Origin of the sequence: Xenorhabdus sp. PB62.4 (genome assembly GCF_014467285.1) — a bacterium.
In the GTDB taxonomy this organism is placed as follows: Bacteria; Pseudomonadota; Gammaproteobacteria; order Enterobacterales; family Enterobacteriaceae; genus Xenorhabdus.
Genome location: NZ_NKHR01000015.1, coordinates 98,901 through 118,078, shown reverse-complemented (window position 1 = coordinate 118,078; position 19,178 = coordinate 98,901). Strand labels below are relative to the sequence as shown.

The following is a 19,178-nucleotide window of genomic DNA, read 5'->3' as shown; positions in this document are numbered from 1 at the left end:
TTTCGCCTCCGGAGTCAAGCGTTTATTTTCGCTGCCCTCCGACTTTCCTCAGCGGCTTGTTTCAGCTCAGCGTCGGTCAGTGGTGGCGCATTATAGGGAGTTTTACGGCGCTGACAATAGTTTTTTTCGAAAAACATTATCGTTTGCTGCATTACACAGCAAAACACCATTTTATACCCATTTACACACAAACTTATCCACAGTTGGGTATTTTGGTAAAATTTGTCGGGCATCGCGCAAACGTTTGCGCTACAATCTGCGAAGTAAAAATCGCCACATGATTTTTTCAAATTGTTTTGAAATGTTATTGCAGAAGCCATTTTTTCTATGAAGTCAGTGGTTTTTTCTCAATAGCACATTCTTGTTTTACGAAATTCAAGGGATCACACCAATGCAACAGCTTCGTCCAATCCGTCGTGCCCTGCTGAGTGTTTCTGACAAAGCGGGGGTTATTGAATTTGCCAAAGCCTTATCCAGTCGCGGTGTCGAACTGCTTTCAACAGGGGGTACTGCTCGTCTGCTGGCCGAAGCCGGGCTAAATGTCACTGAAGTTTCGGACTATACAGGTTTCCCCGAAATGATGGATGGACGGGTTAAAACACTTCATCCCAAAGTTCATGGCGGCATTCTGGGCCGACGCGGGCAAGATGATGAAGTGATGGCGCAACATCAAATTTCTCCGATTGATATGGTCGTCGTTAATCTTTATCCCTTCGCACAAACCGTCGCGAAACCAAATTGCTCTCTGGAAGATGCTGTAGAAAATATCGATATCGGTGGTCCAACCATGGTTCGGTCTGCCGCTAAGAACCACAAGGATGTAGCGATTGTTGTTAACAGCCAGGATTACGACAAAATTATCGAGGAAATGGATAACCACCAAAACTCGCTGAGACAAGCCACTCGTTTTGATTTAGCCATCAAGGCATTTGAGCATACAGCCGCTTATGACAGTATGATCGCCAATTACTTTGGCAAACTGGTTCCTCCTTATTATGGAGAAACAAATCAACCATCAGGGCGCTTCCCTCGCACATTGAATCTGAACTTCATTAAAAAGCAGGATATGCGTTATGGCGAAAACAGCCATCAGGATGCAGCTTTCTATATAGAAGAAAAAACCACTGAAGCTTCGATTGCCACGGCGACTCAATTACAAGGCAAGGCACTTTCCTATAATAATATTGCAGATACCGATGCGGCTCTGGAATGTGTGAAAACTTTTGCCGAGCCTGCCTGTGTGATTGTCAAACATGCCAACCCTTGTGGTGTTGCGATTGGTGTTGATATTCATGCCGCCTATGACAATGCCTTCAAAACCGACCCTACTTCTGCGTTTGGCGGCATCATTGCGTTTAACCGTGAATTGGATGCGGTCACAGCTCAAGCCATCATTGAGAGCCAGTTTGTTGAAGTCATTATTGCTCCTTCTATTAATCAAGCAGCCCTGCCGATACTCGCAACCAAACCCAATGTTCGCGTTTTGGCGTGTGGCGAATGGCATTCACCCGTTGCAGGTTTGGATTTCAAACGTGTCAACGGTGGTTTATTGGTTCAGGATCGCGATCTGGGCATGGTCGCAAAAGATGATCTGTGTGTCGTATCCAAACGCCAACCCACAGAACAAGAGATACAGGATGCCCTGTTTTGTTGGAAAGTGGCGAAGTTCGTCAAATCCAATGCTATCGTTTATGCCAAGAACAATATGACAATTGGCATTGGTGCCGGGCAGATGAGCCGTGTTTACTCAGCCAAAATCGCAGGAATTAAAGCAGCCGATGAAGGATTGGAAATTCAGGGCTGCGTTATGGCTTCAGATGCCTTTTTCCCATTCCGTGATGGTATTGATGCCGCAGCGGCGGTTGGAGTGAGCTGTGTTATTCAACCCGGAGGTTCTATCCGTGACGATGAAGTCATTGCTGCTGCCGACGAACATGGTATCGCGATGATTTTCACTGGCATGCGTCATTTCCGCCATTAATAATTTTCACCTTATATATAGAGGGCTCAGATGAACATTTTGATTATTGGCAGTGGCGGAAGAGAACATGCACTCGCTTGGAAAGCGGCACAGTCACCTTTGGCGAATAAGGTCTATGTTGCACCGGGTAACGCGGGCACTGCGCTGGAAACGAATCTGGAAAATGTAGACATTGCGGCAACAGATATTGATGGGCTGCTTGCGTTTGCCCAGAATCATCATATTGATCTGACCATCGTGGGGCCTGAGGCTCCACTCGTTATCGGCGTGGTTGATGCTTTCCAACAGGCTGGGCTAACAATTTTCGGCCCTACAAAAGCAGCCGCTCAACTGGAAGGTTCCAAAGCTTTCACCAAAGATTTTCTCCATCGTCATCATATCCCCACGGCCGCCTATCAAAACTTTACAGAAGTTGAGTCTGCGCTGGCCTATTTAGAAAAGATGGGTACACCTATTGTTATTAAAGCGGATGGTCTGGCCGCGGGTAAAGGTGTCGTCGTCGCCATGACGATGGAAGAAGCGCAAAGCGCGGTTAAAGATATGTTGGCAGGTAATGTATTTGGTGATGCAGGGCATCGTATCGTTATAGAGGAATTTCTGGATGGCGAAGAAGCCAGCTTTATTGTCATGGTAGATGGCAATAACGTGGTTCCTATGGCGACCAGTCAGGATCACAAACGTGTCGGTGACGGTGATACCGGGCCAAATACCGGCGGCATGGGCGCTTATTCGCCTGCTCCTGTGGTAACGGATGAGCTCCACCAGCGCATTATGGAAAAAATCATTTACCCTACAGTTAAAGGAATGGCTGCCGAAGGCCATACCTACGTTGGTTTCCTCTATGCCGGGTTGATAATTGATAAACAAGGAGAACCCAAAGTAATTGAATTTAACTGTCGCTTTGGTGATCCTGAAACCCAGCCTATTATGATGCGTTTGACTTCTGATTTAGTCGAACTGTGTCTTGCCGGAGCGAAAGGCCAATTAAATGGGAAAGCATCCACATGGGACCCTCGTCCTGCGTTGGGTGTCGTGCTGGCGGCGGGAGGTTATCCGGCCAATTATGCCAAAGGTGACGTTATCAGCGGGTTAGTTCAGGAAACAAGTGCCGATGAAAAAGTCTTTCATGCAGGCACCGTATTTAAAGATGAAAATGTTATCACTGCGGGTGGGCGTGTTTTATGTGTTACCGCGTTAGGTAACGATATCGCAGACGCACAGAAAAAAGCTTATCTGAGAGCAGAGCAAATTAATTGGGAAGGATGTTTTTACCGTAAAGATATTGGCTACCGAGCCATTGCCCGTTTGAAATAAACCAATTAAACCGGCGGAAGTCACAGCGTTACAACTTATCTTCCGTCGGTTCCCAACGACAAAAATCATCATTAGCCACCAATAACAACTGTTTTCCTGCCGGCGAATCCAGCCACGCAATAGTCAATGGGCCAGAGCTGTTGTTTTGCCTTTCTTCAATCCATCTCTGATCATGAGGCTCAAACTCAACGAATAATTGTTTTCCGGCACAGGTGGTAACTCTGCCATACTGCCAATGCCCCTGTAATAGCTTAATATCTCCTGCAATTAAGGCATCACTGGTTTCCTCTATCTGTTTGGCATCAAACCGCAGGCGAGCAATATCATCGGCGGAAAGTGGTTCATTATGTTTTTCTGATTGCCGCAGATTAAAAATGGCCGAGTTATTTTGATCGATACGCAATGTTTCTGCAATCGGAGGGTTATCAAGCACATTGCGACGAATCTGCCACAAGTTGCCATGACGATATTCATAAAAAGTAACGACAGTATTGTTATTACGATAAGGACTGTAAACGCTCATGATAACCTGAGGTTTACTGCTTTGATCATTCAGACGCCATAAACGGATAGCACCGCTGTCGGTTGTAAAACCACTGGCATTGAAAAGAGAAGTGTTTGATTGAATCGAACAGGCGCTGAGCAAAGAGATAAACCCTAATGCAAACAGCCCCTGTAGAATCAACAAAAGGGGCTTTGAATTCCCCCCTCTTATTTTATTTCGCAATGCAATTACTTAACTGCGTCTTTCAATGCCTTACCAGCGGAGAAAGCAGGTACGTTTGCTGCTGCAATTTTAATTTCTTTACCAGTTTGTGGGTTACGGCCAGTACGTTCCGCACGGTGGTTAACTTTGAAAGTACCAAAGCCTACCAGCTGCACTGCATCACCATTTTTCAGGGATTCAGTGATTGCATTCAAAGTTGATTCCAGAGCTGCTTTAGCCTGAGTTTTAGTCAGATCTGCACCTGCTGCAATTGCATCAACTAATTCGGTCTTATTCATAGATTATCCTTACAGTGTGTTTATCGTTTGCAAAGCATCGAGTGCGACGGATATGCCGATTTGACAGCACCCCTGCATACACGCACCGATAGCCACTTCTTTTCGCCCCCCAATGTAGAACAGAGTGAGGGCAAATGTGAAGCCTTTAAATACGGCAAATCAAGCATTAAGTCACGTTTTATGTGTTACTGCTCTAAATTTATGCCGATGTTGCTGACCCCCGCTTCACGGAGATCAGCCTTTAATCCTTTAATTAATTCAATGTCCCGTTCTTCGCAATTTGCCAATAAACGGAAAATCTCCCATTGAATATCCCATTCTTCTTCAATGGCAGGTAATACTTTTAACTCATCCTCGGTCATTTCCCTACCGGCCTGCGTCATTTCCAGCATGGCAACAGTGCGGATGGATATCTCACTGACGGCTATTGCATGTTCTAACGTCGAGCCACTCAGACGAGAATGAATTACTTCACCCAATGCAATGCACGCGTCAATCGCTGGATACACACCATAAATATCATAATTTTCTGATGATGGAATAATGGCTTCCAATTTTTCCAGCTGACTATCAAAATTCACTTTTGCATCTTTGACGACCAAGATTTCCCACACTAAATCCAAAATGCGGCGATATTGTGCAGGGTCAGCAAACCCACTCTGGCGACAAAACACCTGATAATTTGGATACATTCGCTCACATAGACTAGCCATAAAAGTCAAATGTTGCCAACTTTCGAGTTTCTCCAACCTCAGATGGATCGGGTTTCTTAACATTGGTCGTTACTCATGATGCCTAATTTGCGTCGAAGTTTACCTGAAAATCAAGAATATCCACACATTTCCGCCGCAATTATAGATTTTTCTGCATTGTTTGCTTAAAAAATGGTCTATTTGAGGCAATCCCATCCGCCCAACGGGTCGGTTCAGGCAGTCTATACCCCCTCAAACAATGCTCAACCCAAAAAATCGCGCTATCAATACTGACCTTATGCCCGATGGAAATATAGAGTGGGTTACATCTTTTTTTGCTTTGTAATACAACCCCAATCTGTTCGCCATGATCCATCAATGGCTGGCGACTTCCCGGAAGTCCTCCTACAGGGGCATGTTCACCACACAAACGGCTTTTTGCCACACCAATTGTCGGAACATCGACCAATACTCCAAAATGACTGGCAATCCCAAAACGTCGGGGATGGGCAATACCCTGACCATCCACCATAAGCAAATCAGGCCGCAGGCTTAATTTTTGCCATGCAGCCATCAATGCAGGGTATTCACGAAATGAGAGTAAACCCGGGATATAGGGAAGTACCGTATCAATTCTTGCGATTTGGTATTCGACTAATTCTAGCGAGGGATATCGCAAAATCGCGATTGCGGCACGGGTTACCGTGCCATCTTTTTCAAAGCCAACATCAGCACCCGCAATGAACTCTGGCGTAAAAGAGGCAGAAAAAACATCATGACGGATAACCTGCCGTGATTTTTCTACCTGTTCCTGACGAAGTGCCTTTGTATCAATCATACTGTTATTACTAATATCGTTATTGATGATATTTTGCTGAAAGTCGGTGTACGGCTTCGACAAATGCACCGGCATGTTCTGGTGGAACATCTTGATGAATGCCATGCCCCAAATTGAAAACATGCCCACTGCCTACACCAAAATCTTGCAATATTGTCGAAACTTCTTCTTCAATTCGGGCGGGTTGCGCATACAGCATGGATGGGTCCATATTGCCCTGCAAGGCAACCTTATCTCCGACACGACGACGAGCATCAGAAATATTTGTTGTCCAATCCAAACCAAGCGCATCACACCCTGTTGCCGCCATTGCTTCAAGCCATTGTCCTCCCCCTTTGGTAAACAGGGTCACAGGCACACGGCGGCCTTCATGTTCGCGGATCAGTCCATCAACAATTTTGTGCATATACTGTAGGGAGAATTCCAAATAATCGCGATGAGATAAAACGCCGCCCCAAGTATCGAAAATCATGACAGATTGGGCTCCCGCCCTGATTTGCGCATTCAGATATAGAATAACGCTGTTTGCCAATTTATCCAGTAGCAGATGCAATGTGGCAGGCTCAGCATACATCATGGCCTTGATCTTAGTGAACGCTTTACTGCTTCCGCCTTCAACCATATAGGTTGCCAATGTCCACGGGCTGCCAGAAAAACCGATGAGCGGAACTTGCCCTGCCAACGCCTTGCGGATCGCACGAACGGCATCCATCACATAACCCAACTCCATTTCTGGATCAGGTACAGGCAGTTTTTCCACATCAGCATGATTCATAATCGGGGAGTGAAAACGCGGCCCTTCACCCGTTTCAAAATAAAGCCCCAACCCCATCGCATCGGGAATCGTCAAAATATCAGAAAACAGGATTGCCGCATCCAGTGGAAAACGGCGCAAGGGTTGAAGTGTGACTTCACAAGCTAATTCGGTATTTTTGCATAACGAGATGAAATCCCCCGCTTCCTGACGTGTCGCTTTATATTCAGGTAAATATCGGCCAGCCTGGCGCATCATCCATACCGGTGTGACATCGACAGGCTGACGTAATAAGGCACGCAGATAGCGGTCGTTTTTCAACGCATTCATGACAAGCTCCCTTGATTATCAACAAAAAGCGCCCGCATGATAACACGTCGGAAGCCGAACTTCCGTCGTGGCTACCAATAAATAGACGTCAAGTCCCCATCCCGACGTCAGATGAAAAAATTTATGTACAGAGTCACAAAACCCGGAACAAGGACTATGCACGCCGGCTCATCGCTCTCATTATGCTACATTCATGTAACACATGCGTTACATGAAGGCAATGCCGTTTCTCACATTGCCATAACCCTTCATTGTTCGCGCTCTTCAATTAATCGTTGGATGAATTGGTTTACGTTAATTAATTGACTGTAAATTAATTGCCTGTAGTTAATTGACTGTATCAAAGCGCTTATGAAGTCATTTTCTAAATAACCTATTAGACCTACATGGAGGAGTTTCTACTGATGCGTTTATCCACTTTAGTACTGGCTATTGGCTTGGCACTAAGCACTCAGGTGCAGGCCGAAGAAAATAAACTGGGATCTGATCACACGAACGTATCAAGTGATCAGGTCAAGGAGATGAGTGTGACTGGTGAAGCTAATCAACAGCAATACAAGAACAAAAACCCTTTCTTCTACTCGAGTGTACTACCGTTCCAGGCTCCTCCGTTTGATAAGATAAAAGAAACAGACTATGCACCCGCGATTGCGGCCGGTATTAAACAGAAACTGAAGGAGGTGGAGAAGATCGCCAATAACCCTGCCACGCCTGACTTTGAAAATACATTTATCGCGCTGGAAAAATCGGGCGCAACGTTGACACGGGTGATGAACGTATTTGGGGCGATGACATCAGCTAATACCACTGACAGGCTGCAAAAACTGGATGAAGAAATTGCACCAAAGCTGGCGGCGATGAATGATGAAATTATGCTGAACAGTAAACTGTTCAACCGTATCAAAGCCATTTACCAGCAGCGCGGGACGTTGAATCTGGATCCGGAATCGCGCCGATTGGTGGAGGTGACTTATCAAAGTTTCGAGTTAGCGGGAGCCAACTTGTCTGATGCGGATAAAGTAAAGTTAAAGGCTTTAAATCAGGAAGCAGCCACACTCAGTACCCAGTTTAGCAACAAACTGCTGGCGGCAACCAAAAATGGCGCACTGGCGATTCAAGATAAAGCCAGACTGAACGGACTGTCCGCTGGCGAAATTGCCGCGGCTGCGCAGGCTGCCAGTGAGCGTAAGCTAGACAAACAATGGCTGTTGGTATTGCAAAACACCACTCAGCAACCGAGTTTGCAAGACCTGAAAGATCGCGATACGCGTAAAGCTTTATTTGAGGCATCGTGGCGCCGGGCCGAGAAAGGTGACGATAATGACACGCGTCAAACCTTAGCCCGGTTAGCGAAGATCCGTGCTGAGCAGGCTAAGCTGCTAGGCTTCCCGGATTACGCATCGTGGAAACTGCAAAATCAGATGGCAAAAACGCCTAAAGCCGCGTTGAAATTTTTGCGTGATATTGTACCTGCGGCAACAGCACGCGCTGAGCGTGAAGCCAAAGACATTCAGGCGGTGATTGATCAGCAAAAAGGGGGCTTCAAGCTGGAGGCCTGGGATTGGCCGTTTTATGCTGAGCAGGTACGCAAAGCAAAATATGATTTGGATGAATCACAGATTAAGCCGTATTTCGAGCTGAATAACGTCCTGAATAATGGCGTATTCTATGCCGCCAATCTGCTGTATGGCATTACCTTTAAAGAGCGCAAAGACATCCCGGTTTATCAATCCGACGTCCGCGTGTATGAAGTTTTCGATAAAGACGGGAAACCGTTGGCGTTGTTTTATACCGATTACTTTAAGCGCGACAATAAAGGTGGCGGAGCCTGGATGAGTAATTTTGTCGATCAGTCAAAGCTCATCGGAACCAAGCCGGTGATTTACAACGTCGCCAACTTTACCAAACCTGCGCCGGGCCAACCTGCACTGTTGTCGTATGACGACGTGATCACAATCTTCCATGAGTTTGGGCATGCCTTGCACGGCATGTTTGCCGATCAGGAATATCCGAGCCTGTCCGGCACCAATACCGCCCGTGATTTTGTGGAATTCCCATCGCAATTTAATGAGTATTGGGCGCGTGATCCCAAGGTGTTTGCCCATTACGCTAAGCATTACCAAACCGGTGAAGCAATGCCACAGGCGTTAGTGGATAAGATCAATAAGGCTGACAAATTCAACAAAGGCTATAGCATGACCGAGCTGCTGTCAGCCGCGTTGTTGGATATGCACTGGCATATGCTAACCGCTGATCAGCCACAGCAGGACGTGGATAAGTTTGAAGCCAGGTCTCTGCAACAAGATAACATCTATATCAGCTACGTACCGCCGCGTTATCGTTCCAGCTACTTCAAACACATTTGGGGTAACGGTTATGCTGCCGGTTATTATGCTTATCTGTGGACCGAAATGCTGGCAGACGATGCTTTTGCCTGGTTTACCGAACACGGAGGCCTGACACCAGAGAATGGCCAACTTTTCCGCGATAAGGTGTTATCACGTGGTAATAGTGAAGACTTGGAAAAGCTGTATATCAACTGGCGCGGTAAGCCACCAAGTATTAAACCTATGCTGAAAAACCGGGGCCTGGAGGAACAAAAACAGCCTTAATCAGCCACTGAACCTTAAGTGATTGAGAGTTACCCGTTTTGGTATGGATATCGGATCCTGATACGAAACACGAGGTAGCTCTCATTTTTATACACAACTCATTGATCAATTAACATCACCGCTGACGACATAATGCAACTGTATCCTCAATCAGACGGCGAGCAATCGTATCAGGCCCGGGAATCAGGGGAAGCTTATCGTAGCGAAACCAATCTGCACTGACCAATTCAACGGGGTCATGATTGATTTCACCGCTATCATAATCAGCCAAAAACCCCGTCATTAATGAATTCGGGAAAGGCCACGGTTGGGAAGCAACATAACGCAAGTTCCGGATCTTAATGCCACTCTCTTCCATCACTTCACGATGGACAGCTTCTTCCAGCGTTTCCCCCACTTCAACAAACCCGGCAAGTACGGTATGAATACCATTACTACGGTGACGCTGGTGTTGTGCCAACAAGATATGGTCATCACGACGGATACCCACGATAATACTGGGCGCAATTTGTGGATAATAGCGCTCTTCGCAATGGCTGCATAAACAGGCCCATTCGTACTGGCTATGCTGCATATCATGACCACAGTAACCGCAATAACGGTGCGAACGATAAAACTCAGCCAATTGGACGCCGCGTCCTACCATCTGAAATAATTTGGCATCCCGATCAGCAATTAAACGGGGGGAAGACATATTTGAAGTCATTCTATGGCGAATCAGCCAAACTGTTTCCCCCTGCCACTCACCGATAGGCTGCGCCATATGGCCTTGCAATAACCACTGGTTAGCCGTTCCTGATGGTAACTCTCCTTGTGGTAGCCAAACCTGATTCTCAAGACTGACAATCCACCAGCCCCGTTCTGTACCTGTCAGTTTTTGTTGCGTCATCTGTCTCTGTTCCATCATAGGTTGTGTGATTATTTCCATTATATGTTGTTCAAAATCAACACGAACAAAGCATACTCCTTTGGCATACAGACAGCCATGGGTATTGATATGGTGATGAAAGAAGGTTGCTATACGGGTGAGATTCACGGAATTCCGACCTGCCGATGTGTTTATTTGCTGACGAGGTATTTACCATCAACGCAGATAAGAAATTGCAAGCGGAAGCTGAAATACAGGGTTGGAAGCAGTTGAATTGGGAATTATTTTAAACACCCTGCCATTTTGTTAACCGATTAATAATGCCGTATTTAATTAAGCGATTTATATGATTTCACAGCAAAACCAAGCTTCCCCCATATAATAATTAGTTAAAATACAACTAGTAACAACTTCAAAAGTATTTTTAAAAACCTAAAGCGCATCAATTAATTATTTTATATAAACATAAGATTATTCTTAAATTAATCCCCTTTCTCTTCTATACAAAAAAAATACATAATACGATCGGTCACTTCACTATATAAGTAATTACCCAGAATATATTAAATAGAAAAAGCATTTCTTAAATCAATTCATAGGTAATTCATATATTGTTAACACCACGCTACCGCATCAATTAAACAACCATTATTTAGTTTATACCTGCTTTCATCGAGAATATTTAAATCATGAATAAATCCATTTTAGCTGTTGTTATTAGTACTGTCATATCGATATCGCCAGCGTTTGCAGAGATCAACCTTAATTCTGGTGTCACGGCAAACACGAATCAGAATGTTGTGGATCAATCCGTTGCCATCGGGGCAAACAATGACTTAGGCAATGCAACTAAAGGGATTGTCATTGGTCATGACGGTAAACTAATAAATTCAAATAGAGGGGTTATCATTGGTTCTGGTACGGTCAGTAATGGAGATGGTGTGGCTGTTGCCGGTGGCGAATCCCAAAATGGAGGGCTCGCTTTTGGTTCTGGCTCCAAGGCAGAACGAGCCGATGAAATGAACATTGGTAATCGGCAAATAACGGGCGTTAAAGATGGAACAGATAATACTGATGCTGTCAATTTCGGGCAGTTAAACAAAACAGCCAGAAATACACTGGAAAATGCTAACAAACACACTGATAAAGTTATCGGGGAATTAGGTGAATCTCTCCATAAGCATTTAAATACTACGGAACAAAACATCAACGACCACACAAAAAAAATCGTCAGTAACGCCAGAAAATATATCAATGATCGTGAAAAAAACACCATTAATGAAACAACACATTACACTGATAAAACAGTATCTAACGCCTTTAATGAATCATTAAAATCCATCAAGGATTATAATGACACTCGCTACAATCAGCTTAATAACAAACTGACTCACAATTATAACCGTGCCAATGCCGGCATTAGTGGTGCAATGGCTATGTCAGCTATTCCGCAAAAATTTGGTTATGAAAAATCAGCAGGTATAGCAGTAAGTTCCTTTCGGGGTCAGGGAGCTTTAGCCGTTGGGGGGGAATGGAATACATCAACAAACACCGTGACTCATTTTAATGCAGCCATTGATACATTGGGTGGTGTTGGCGTAGCGGCAGGCTTGTCATTTGGTGCAGACTAATACAGGTTAAAAGAGAACTAATGAAAATACGTTATTTAGTAACTTTAATTATAACACCTATAGCATCAGGGCAAACTTGTGATACAACTCTTCCTGTAATTCACGACAAGGGACACACATTATGTTTTGAGAAAGATGGACACAATAATATATTTCCAGACATTTATTTATCTGCACCAGACAAGGTTCTTACTTTAGAAAACTCTCGGGATAATAAACTATTATCCCGAGAAGACAACCTGAAAAATTCAAACAACAACACACTTGGTTCAGCAGATGATATTTATTATTTTCCTGCGGAAAACAACAAGACAGGGTGGTTTTTTTTCTCATTTGAAAATTCATTAGATAATAGTCATGATAACTATATAAGATCTAATCATAACAATTTAACAAACTCCAGTAAAAATACAATTTCCAGCCGAAAGAACACATTAACTGACTCTAATAATAACACGATTAAATTGAAGTACGATTACAAAACCAATATTGATTATAACAATTCGAATAATTTAAAAAAATCTAATGAAAATGAAATTGATGGTGGTATAAATAAATTAACCAACTCTGACAAAAACCATATTACTGGCCACTTAACTACGTTAACCCATTCCAATAGAAACAAAAATATCAGCGGTAATAACAACACATTAGATAATTCCAATGATAATAAGAACATCAAAGGTAATGAAAATACATTAATACGCTCCAATGAAAACGAAGTTCAGGGCGATAAAAACCATCTCTCTGATGCTAAAGGAAACACTATCAATGGCAATAGAAACAAAAATATTCGTGGTGATAATAATATATTAGACAATGCCGATGATAATAAAAAAATAATAGGCAATGAGAATAAATTAGAATATTCCAATGAAAATGAAATTAATGGTGATAAAAATCATCTCTCGGATGCTAAAGGGAATAGTATCAATGGACATGAAAACAACTTAACCAACGCTGACGAAAATAATATTACTGGCAACAACACTATGTTAACCCATTCCAACAGAAACAAAAATATCAGCGGTAATAACAACACATTAGATAACTCTAATGATAATAAGAACATCAAAGGTAATGAAAATACATTAATACGCTCCAATGAAAACGAAGTTCAGGGCGATAAAAACCATCTCTCTGATGCTAAAGGAAATACTATCAATGGCAATGGAAACAAAAATATTCGTGGTGATAACAATATATTAGACAATGCCGATGATAATAAAAAAATAATAGGTAATGAGAATAAATTAGAATATTCCAATGAAAATGAAATTAATGGTGATAAAAATCATCTCTCGGATGCTAAAGGGAATAGTATCAATGGACATGAAAACAACTTAACCAACGCTGACGAAAATAATATTACTGGCAACAACACTATGTTAACCCATTCCAACAGAAACAAAAATATCAGCGGTAATAACAACACATTAGATAACTCTAATGATAATAAGAACATCAAAGGTAATGAAAATACATTAACACGCTCCAATGAAAACGAAGTTCAGGGCGATAAAAACCATCTCTCTGATGCTAAAGGAAACACTATCAATGGCAATGGAAACAAAAATATTCGTGGTGATAACAATATATTAGACAATGCCGATGATAATAAAAAAATAATAGGCAATGAGAATAAATTAGAATATTCCAATGAAAATGAAATTAATGGTGATAAAAATTATCTCTCGGATGCTAAAGGGAATAGTATCAATGGACATGAAAACAACTTAACCAACGCTGACGAAAATAATATTACTGGCAACAACACTGCGTTAACCCATTCCAACAGAAACAAAAATATCAGCGGTGATAACAACACATTAGATAACTCTAATGATAATAAGAACATCAAAGGTAATGAAAATACATTAACACGCTCCAATGAAAACGAAGTTCAGGGCGATAAAAACCATCTCTCTGATGCTAAAGGAAACAGCATCAATGGGAATGAAAACAAGTTAACTGACTCTAAAGAAAATAGTATCAACGGTAGTGTAAATCAGTTAACCAACTCTCAAAGAAACACCATTATTAATGATAATAACATCCTCATCAGCTCGGTTAAAAATAAAGTATCAGGCTCAAATAACACGCTTGATCACACAGCCGACTCTTATATTAAAGGACACGAGAATACTATTATTCAAAGCAATAAATTATTCAAAGATGACAAAAACCAATCTCTATCCCAAATAACTTTAAATAAAAGTATCTTAGGGGGAATCGGTGATGCAGGGATTGGATCTGCTGTGGCTGAAATAACTTCCAGCATTATCTTTGGGCACAATAACAATACTGTAACTACTGGTACGACTATTCGTACTTCCGCTGCCACTACCTTAAAAAATGCCGTAGCCTTAAATGCCGAAGACACCGCTGGCAGTGAAATCATTGCTATTGGTGGCAAAGCCGACGGAGATCATACTATTTCCCTCGGCGCAGGTTCATTCAGCACCAATGGAGGGATCGCATTCGGTGAAAATTCAAAAGCAACACGCACAGATGAACTGAACATTGGTCAACGCCAGATAACAGGCGTTAAAACAGGCACTGAAGATAATCATATCATCAATGTCAAACAGCTAAATAATGGCCGTGACAATACCTTAACGCAGTCAAGAACCTATGTCGAAGCAGGAATAACAGCACTTCCCAAGAAGATCAAAACACAAGCCGATGCCTTACAGACACAAGCCAATAAGCATACCAATGATATTCTGTTGTCGGCAAAAGATGATGCCAAAAAACGATTCCAGCGTATCACCAGACAATCAATACACTACACCAATACGCAAAAAACCCACTACCAAACGGTGTTTGAAAAAATGGCAAAAAACTATTATGTCGATACCCGGTTTGATCAATTGAACCGCTACGCTGATAAACAACAAAAAAAAATCAATGCAGGCATTTCTGCTGCAATGGCAGCAACTGCCATTCCATCAAAAAATAGTAATAAACTCTCAGTTGGTTTTGGTATCGCCTCATACCGTGGGCAAGCCGCGGGAGCTGTGGGTTCTATTTTTACCGTTAGCCCACATATTCAAATAAAAGTTGCCATGATGTATGACACTCAAAGTGGTACCGGGCTGAACTCAGGGATTACCATTGGATTTTAATCTCACTTAAAGAGTACAAGTTTTAGGTTGTAGTTTTCATAATCCCCTTTATACTCTGGGGTGTTTTTTTCTTGTCGGAGTGCCTAGCGTTCAACGTATATCACGATGGACACAGGCTGAGACCGTTAATTCGGGATCCGCAGAACCTGATCGGGCTAGTACCCGCGAAGGGAACAAGAGTAATCACTCCGCTGTTAGTATCAGCGTACATCTATACAAATAACGTGTACAAATACCAAACAGCATCAACCATTACTCCCTGCGAGCTCCAGACAAGCAATTTTCTCAACTTAAGCCTGTTCAGCAATGAGACAGGCGATAACACAGTCAGGAATTTGCTATGTCTAAGTCCAACAATACCGTTATTTCCGGTTCCGTTATTCCAGCCACGGATATTTCCCCCAAAGCCCACCCTGCAAGGCCGCGTAAAGCGCAGCGAGATGCAGCGCAGGCATTTATCAGTTCCATTCAAGGCGTGACGTTTCCTAGCTCAAAGCGCATTTATCTTGAAGGTTCCCGTCAGGATATTCAGGTTCCGATGCGTGAAATTCAGTTATCCCCCACGCTGGTGGATGGCACAAAAGAGCAACCTCAATTTGAGGAAAACGAACCTGTGCCCGTTTATGACACTTCCGGCCCTTATGGTGATCCTACTTCCGTGCTGGATGTGCAGACGGGATTACCCAAAATCCGCCAGCCGTGGATCGACGAACGTGATGATACAGAGCCTGTCTCCGTTCTCAGTTCCGATTTTACGCAACAACGTCTCGCCGACGCCGGGCTGGATCACCTGCGTTTTCACCATCGTCCACATCCACTGAAAGCCAGACAAGGCAAACGTGTTACCCAATTGCACTATGCGCGCCAAGGCATCATCACGCCAGAAATGGAATTTATCGCACTGCGCGAAAATATGGGACGCGAACGTATTCGCAATGAAGTCCTGCGCCAACAACATGCAGGACAAAGTTTCGGTGCCAACTTACCGGAAAACATCACGCCAGAATTTGTCCGTCAGGAAGTTGCTGCCGGTCGCGCGATCATCCCTGCCAATATTAACCATCCCGAATCCGAACCCATGATTATTGGCCGCAATTTTTTGGTGAAGGTCAATGCAAATATCGGTAACTCTTCTGTCACCTCATCCATTGAAGAAGAGGTGGAAAAACTGATTTGGTCTACCCGCTGGGGCGCAGATACGGTGATGGATCTCTCTACCGGACGCTACATCCATGAAACCCGTGAATGGATACTACGCAATAGCCCGGTTCCCATTGGTACAGTACCGATTTATCAGGCACTGGAAAAAGTCAATGGCATAGCGGAAAACCTGACATGGGAAATGTTCCGCGATACGTTGCTGGAACAAGCCGAACAAGGTGTCGATTACTTCACCATTCACGCAGGGGTGTTACTGCGTTACGTGCCAATGACTGCCAAGCGCCTGACAGGTATTGTTTCCCGTGGTGGCTCGATTATGGCGAAATGGTGTCTTTCCCATCATCAGGAAAATTTCCTCTACACGCACTTCCGTGAAATTTGTGAAATCTGTGCCGCCTATGATGTTTCCCTCTCTTTGGGTGATGGATTGCGTCCCGGCTCCATTCAGGATGCCAATGATGAAGCACAATTTTCCGAACTGCATACTCTGGGAGAACTGACCAGAATCGCATGGGAGTACGATGTTCAGGTTATGATAGAAGGGCCGGGGCATATCCCGATGCAATTAATCCGCCGCAATATGACGGAAGAGCTGGAGCATTGCCACGAAGCCCCGTTCTACACATTAGGGCCATTGACGACGGATATCGCCCCCGGTTATGACCATTTCACCTCCGGCATTGGCGCTGCCATGATTGGTTGGTTTGGTTGTGCCATGCTGTGTTATGTCACGCCAAAAGAGCATCTCGGCTTACCCAATAAAGAAGATGTCAAACAAGGGCTGATTACTTACAAAATCGCAGCCCATGCGGCTGATCTTGCCAAAGGCCATCCGGGTGCTCAGATCCGCGATAACGCCATGTCGAAAGCGCGGTTTGAATTCCGTTGGGAAGATCAATTCAACCTCGCGCTTGATCCTGATACCGCCCGCGCTTATCGCGATGAAACCTTACCGCAGGAGTCCGGCAAAGTCGCCCATTTCTGCTCCATGTGTGGGCCAAAATTCTGTTCAATGAAAATCACACAAGACGTGCGGGATTATGCGGCGAAACTGGAACAGGAAGCCGGAATGGAACAGATGTCTGAAGAGTTCCGCGCCCGTGGCAGCGAGCTGTATCACAGTGCTGAGGATACCGCCAATGAAAAATCAGCATGAAACACTACATGAAATACTACACGAAACACCACATGACACACCATCATTTGCTCCAACCACACATCGGTTGGGGCTGTATCCCGTTGTGGATTCTCTGATGTGGATTGAACGATTACTGGAAGCCGGCGTCAGGACTTTGCAACTGCGCATCAAAGATAAGCCCGAAGAACAGGTAGAGCAGGATATTCAGTCCGCCATTGCACTCGGCCGTCAATACAATGCCCGGCTGTTCATTAACGACTACTGGCAACTGGCAATCAAACACCAGGCCTATGGCGTTCATTTAGGGCAAGAAGATCTGGATATCGCCAATCTTAGCGCCATCCGGCAAGCGGGGCTGCGTTTGGGGATTTCCACCCACGATCAACAGGAGCTGGCGCGGGCAAAATCCCTGCGCCCCTCCTATATCGCATTAGGGCATATTTTCCCCACCACCACGAAAGAGATGCCGTCGTCACCTCAAGGTCTTGCCGCGCTAAAACATCAGGTTGAGATCACACCGGAATATCCTACCGTCGCCATTGGTGGTATCTCACTGGAACGTGTACCGGATGTCGTTGCAACAGGTGTTGGTGGCGTTGCATTAGTCAGTGCTATCACGAAATCGAAAGATTGGCAGCAAACTACGGCAAAATTACTTCACTTAGTTGAAGGGCAGGAGCGGGGGAATTTATGCTAAACGATCAAGAAGTTATGCGTTACAGCCGCCAATTGCTTCTGGAAGATATTGGCCCTGAAGGTCAGGAAAAATTAAAAGCCAGTAAGGTGCTGATTGTCGGTCTGGGTGGCTTAGGTTCACCCGCAGCGCTCTATCTCGCCGCAGCCGGCGTAGGGGATCTTTATCTTGCAGATGATGACACGCTGCATATCTCGAACCTGCAACGCCAAATTATTTACCGCACAGCAGATATCCCTGCCAACAAAGCCCAATCAGCAGCAAAACAACTGGCTGATTTGAACCCGCAGATCAATATCACTGATCTCACCGAACGGCAAGATCGTGAGTCTCTGGCGAATATTGTCAACCGGGTCGATTTGGTACTGGATTGCAGTGATAACATGGCAACCCGCCATGCCGTCAATGCCGCCTGTATTGCTGAAAACAAGCCGCTAATCAGTGGCAGTGCGATCGGTTTCAGTGGGCAACTCATGGTTTTCGAATTTCCTTATCAACATGGATGCTATGCCTGTCTCTATCCTGATCAAGAAGAACCCCAACGCAATTGCAGAACCGCGGGGATATTAGGCCCAATCGTTGGTGTCATTGGGACATTGCAATCATTGGAAGCAATAAAAATGCTGACAGGTCTCCCCTCTCCTTTGAGTGGAAAACTCCGGCTGTTTGATGGCAAACAACAGAGCTGGAGTACGTTACAACTGACTCGCTCACCACAATGTCCAGTTTGCAGCTCAGTATCGAAAAAATCGATATCAGAAAGACTATCAGCGAAAACGTCAATATCGATAAAAAACGGGCAGGAAAAGAAGTCGCATGAACATTATCGTTAACGATCGGATGATGACACTCAGTGCCCCCATGACGGTGCAACAGTTGCTGGAACATATCCAGTGCACTCAGTCCGGTACCGCATTGGCTATTAATCAAACCATCATTCCACGCTCAGATTGGTATACCCATCAGGTGAATGACGGGGACAACATCTTGCTGTTTCAGGCCATTGCTGGTGGCTAATATTGCTGGAGGCTA

General features: G+C 44.3%; 16 protein-coding genes, 1 pseudogene and 1 riboswitch. Of the genes and pseudogenes, 11 read left to right on the top strand and 6 right to left on the bottom strand.

Annotation, left to right across the window (positions count from 1 at the left end; translation table 11 throughout):
* The 3 genes from Xenpb_RS19690 to purD form a co-directional block, all read left to right on the top strand.
* Positions 1-331: hypothetical protein (locus tag Xenpb_RS19690; protein ID WP_222942972.1), on the top strand; the 331-nt coding region annotated here is incomplete at its 5' end.
* Between the two features lie 60 nt (positions 332-391).
* The gene (gene purH / locus Xenpb_RS13210; protein WP_187654740.1) at positions 392-1,981 is read left to right on the top strand and encodes a bifunctional phosphoribosylaminoimidazolecarboxamide formyltransferase/IMP cyclohydrolase; all 1,590 of its coding nucleotides are present in this window, start codon (positions 392-394) and stop codon (positions 1,979-1,981) included.
* A gap of 30 nt (positions 1,982-2,011) precedes the next feature.
* The gene (gene purD / locus Xenpb_RS13205) at positions 2,012-3,295 is read left to right on the top strand and encodes a phosphoribosylamine--glycine ligase (RefSeq protein ID WP_187654739.1); all 1,284 of its coding nucleotides are present in this window, start codon (positions 2,012-2,014) and stop codon (positions 3,293-3,295) included.
* A gap of 28 nt (positions 3,296-3,323) precedes the next feature.
* Here purD and Xenpb_RS13200 read toward each other — a convergent pair whose 3' ends face one another.
* The 5 genes from Xenpb_RS13200 to hemE all read right to left on the bottom strand — a co-directional run bounded on the left by Xenpb_RS13200 (position 3,324) and on the right by hemE (position 6,914).
* A complete protein-coding gene (locus Xenpb_RS13200) occupies positions 3,324-3,977 on the bottom strand; it encodes a DUF1481 domain-containing protein (RefSeq protein ID WP_368666825.1) in 654 nt (217 codons plus the stop codon).
* 50 nt (positions 3,978-4,027) lie between these two features.
* On the bottom strand, positions 4,028-4,300 hold the full coding sequence (gene hupA / locus Xenpb_RS13195; RefSeq protein WP_010848914.1) for a nucleoid-associated protein HU-alpha: 273 nt from the start codon (positions 4,298-4,300) through the stop codon (positions 4,028-4,030).
* Positions 4,301-4,485: 185 nt separating this feature from the next.
* Positions 4,486-5,076, bottom strand: coding sequence for a YjaG family protein (locus Xenpb_RS13190; protein WP_099114193.1), 591 nt, complete (start codon positions 5,074-5,076; stop codon positions 4,486-4,488).
* Positions 5,077-5,152: 76 nt separating this feature from the next.
* Positions 5,153-5,830 carry a deoxyribonuclease V gene (gene nfi / locus Xenpb_RS13185; protein ID WP_187654738.1) on the bottom strand — a complete coding sequence of 226 codons (678 nt, stop codon included), beginning with the start codon at positions 5,828-5,830 and terminating at the stop codon, positions 5,153-5,155.
* Positions 5,831-5,849: 19 nt separating this feature from the next.
* On the bottom strand, positions 5,850-6,914 hold the full coding sequence (gene hemE, locus Xenpb_RS13180; protein ID WP_187654737.1) for a uroporphyrinogen decarboxylase: 1,065 nt from the start codon (positions 6,912-6,914) through the stop codon (positions 5,850-5,852).
* Positions 6,915-6,991: 77 nt separating this feature from the next.
* Here hemE and Xenpb_RS20490 point away from each other — a divergent pair.
* Positions 6,992-7,211: pseudogene (locus Xenpb_RS20490) on the top strand (hypothetical protein); the annotation flags it as partial.
* A gap of 107 nt (positions 7,212-7,318) precedes the next feature.
* A complete protein-coding gene (dcp, locus tag Xenpb_RS13175) occupies positions 7,319-9,526 on the top strand; it encodes a peptidyl-dipeptidase Dcp (RefSeq protein ID WP_187654736.1) in 2,208 nt (735 codons plus the stop codon).
* 115 nt (positions 9,527-9,641) lie between these two features.
* On the opposite strand, the gene nudC is transcribed toward dcp, so the two are convergent.
* A complete protein-coding gene (gene nudC, locus Xenpb_RS13170; RefSeq protein WP_187654748.1) occupies positions 9,642-10,415 on the bottom strand; it encodes an NAD(+) diphosphatase in 774 nt (257 codons plus the stop codon).
* Between the two features lie 668 nt (positions 10,416-11,083).
* Here nudC and Xenpb_RS13165 point away from each other — a divergent pair.
* The 6 genes from Xenpb_RS13165 (at position 11,084) to thiS (ending at position 19,163) form a co-directional block, all read left to right on the top strand.
* A complete protein-coding gene (locus Xenpb_RS13165) occupies positions 11,084-12,025 on the top strand; it encodes a hemagglutinin (RefSeq protein ID WP_187654735.1) in 942 nt (313 codons plus the stop codon).
* Between the two features lie 20 nt (positions 12,026-12,045).
* The gene (locus tag Xenpb_RS13160; RefSeq protein ID WP_187654734.1) at positions 12,046-15,153 is read left to right on the top strand and encodes a YadA C-terminal domain-containing protein; all 3,108 of its coding nucleotides are present in this window, start codon (positions 12,046-12,048) and stop codon (positions 15,151-15,153) included.
* Positions 15,154-15,218: 65 nt separating this feature from the next.
* Positions 15,219-15,343, top strand: a riboswitch (TPP riboswitch).
* A gap of 150 nt (positions 15,344-15,493) precedes the next feature.
* The gene (gene thiC, locus Xenpb_RS13155) at positions 15,494-17,470 is read left to right on the top strand and encodes a phosphomethylpyrimidine synthase ThiC (RefSeq protein ID WP_187654733.1); all 1,977 of its coding nucleotides are present in this window, start codon (positions 15,494-15,496) and stop codon (positions 17,468-17,470) included.
* Complete coding sequence (thiE, locus tag Xenpb_RS13150; RefSeq protein ID WP_187654732.1) at positions 17,454-18,149, top strand: thiamine phosphate synthase; 696 nt, start codon at positions 17,454-17,456, stop codon at positions 18,147-18,149. The genes thiC and thiE overlap by 17 nt, the downstream gene beginning before the upstream one ends.
* Positions 18,143-18,979 carry a HesA/MoeB/ThiF family protein gene (locus Xenpb_RS13145; protein WP_187654731.1) on the top strand — a complete coding sequence of 279 codons (837 nt, stop codon included), beginning with the start codon at positions 18,143-18,145 and terminating at the stop codon, positions 18,977-18,979. The genes thiE and Xenpb_RS13145 overlap by 7 nt, the downstream gene beginning before the upstream one ends.
* On the top strand, positions 18,963-19,163 hold the full coding sequence (gene thiS, locus Xenpb_RS13140; RefSeq protein WP_187654730.1) for a sulfur carrier protein ThiS: 201 nt from the start codon (positions 18,963-18,965) through the stop codon (positions 19,161-19,163). Before Xenpb_RS13145 ends, thiS begins: the two co-directional genes overlap by 17 nt.
* Positions 19,164-19,178 lie beyond the last annotated feature (15 nt).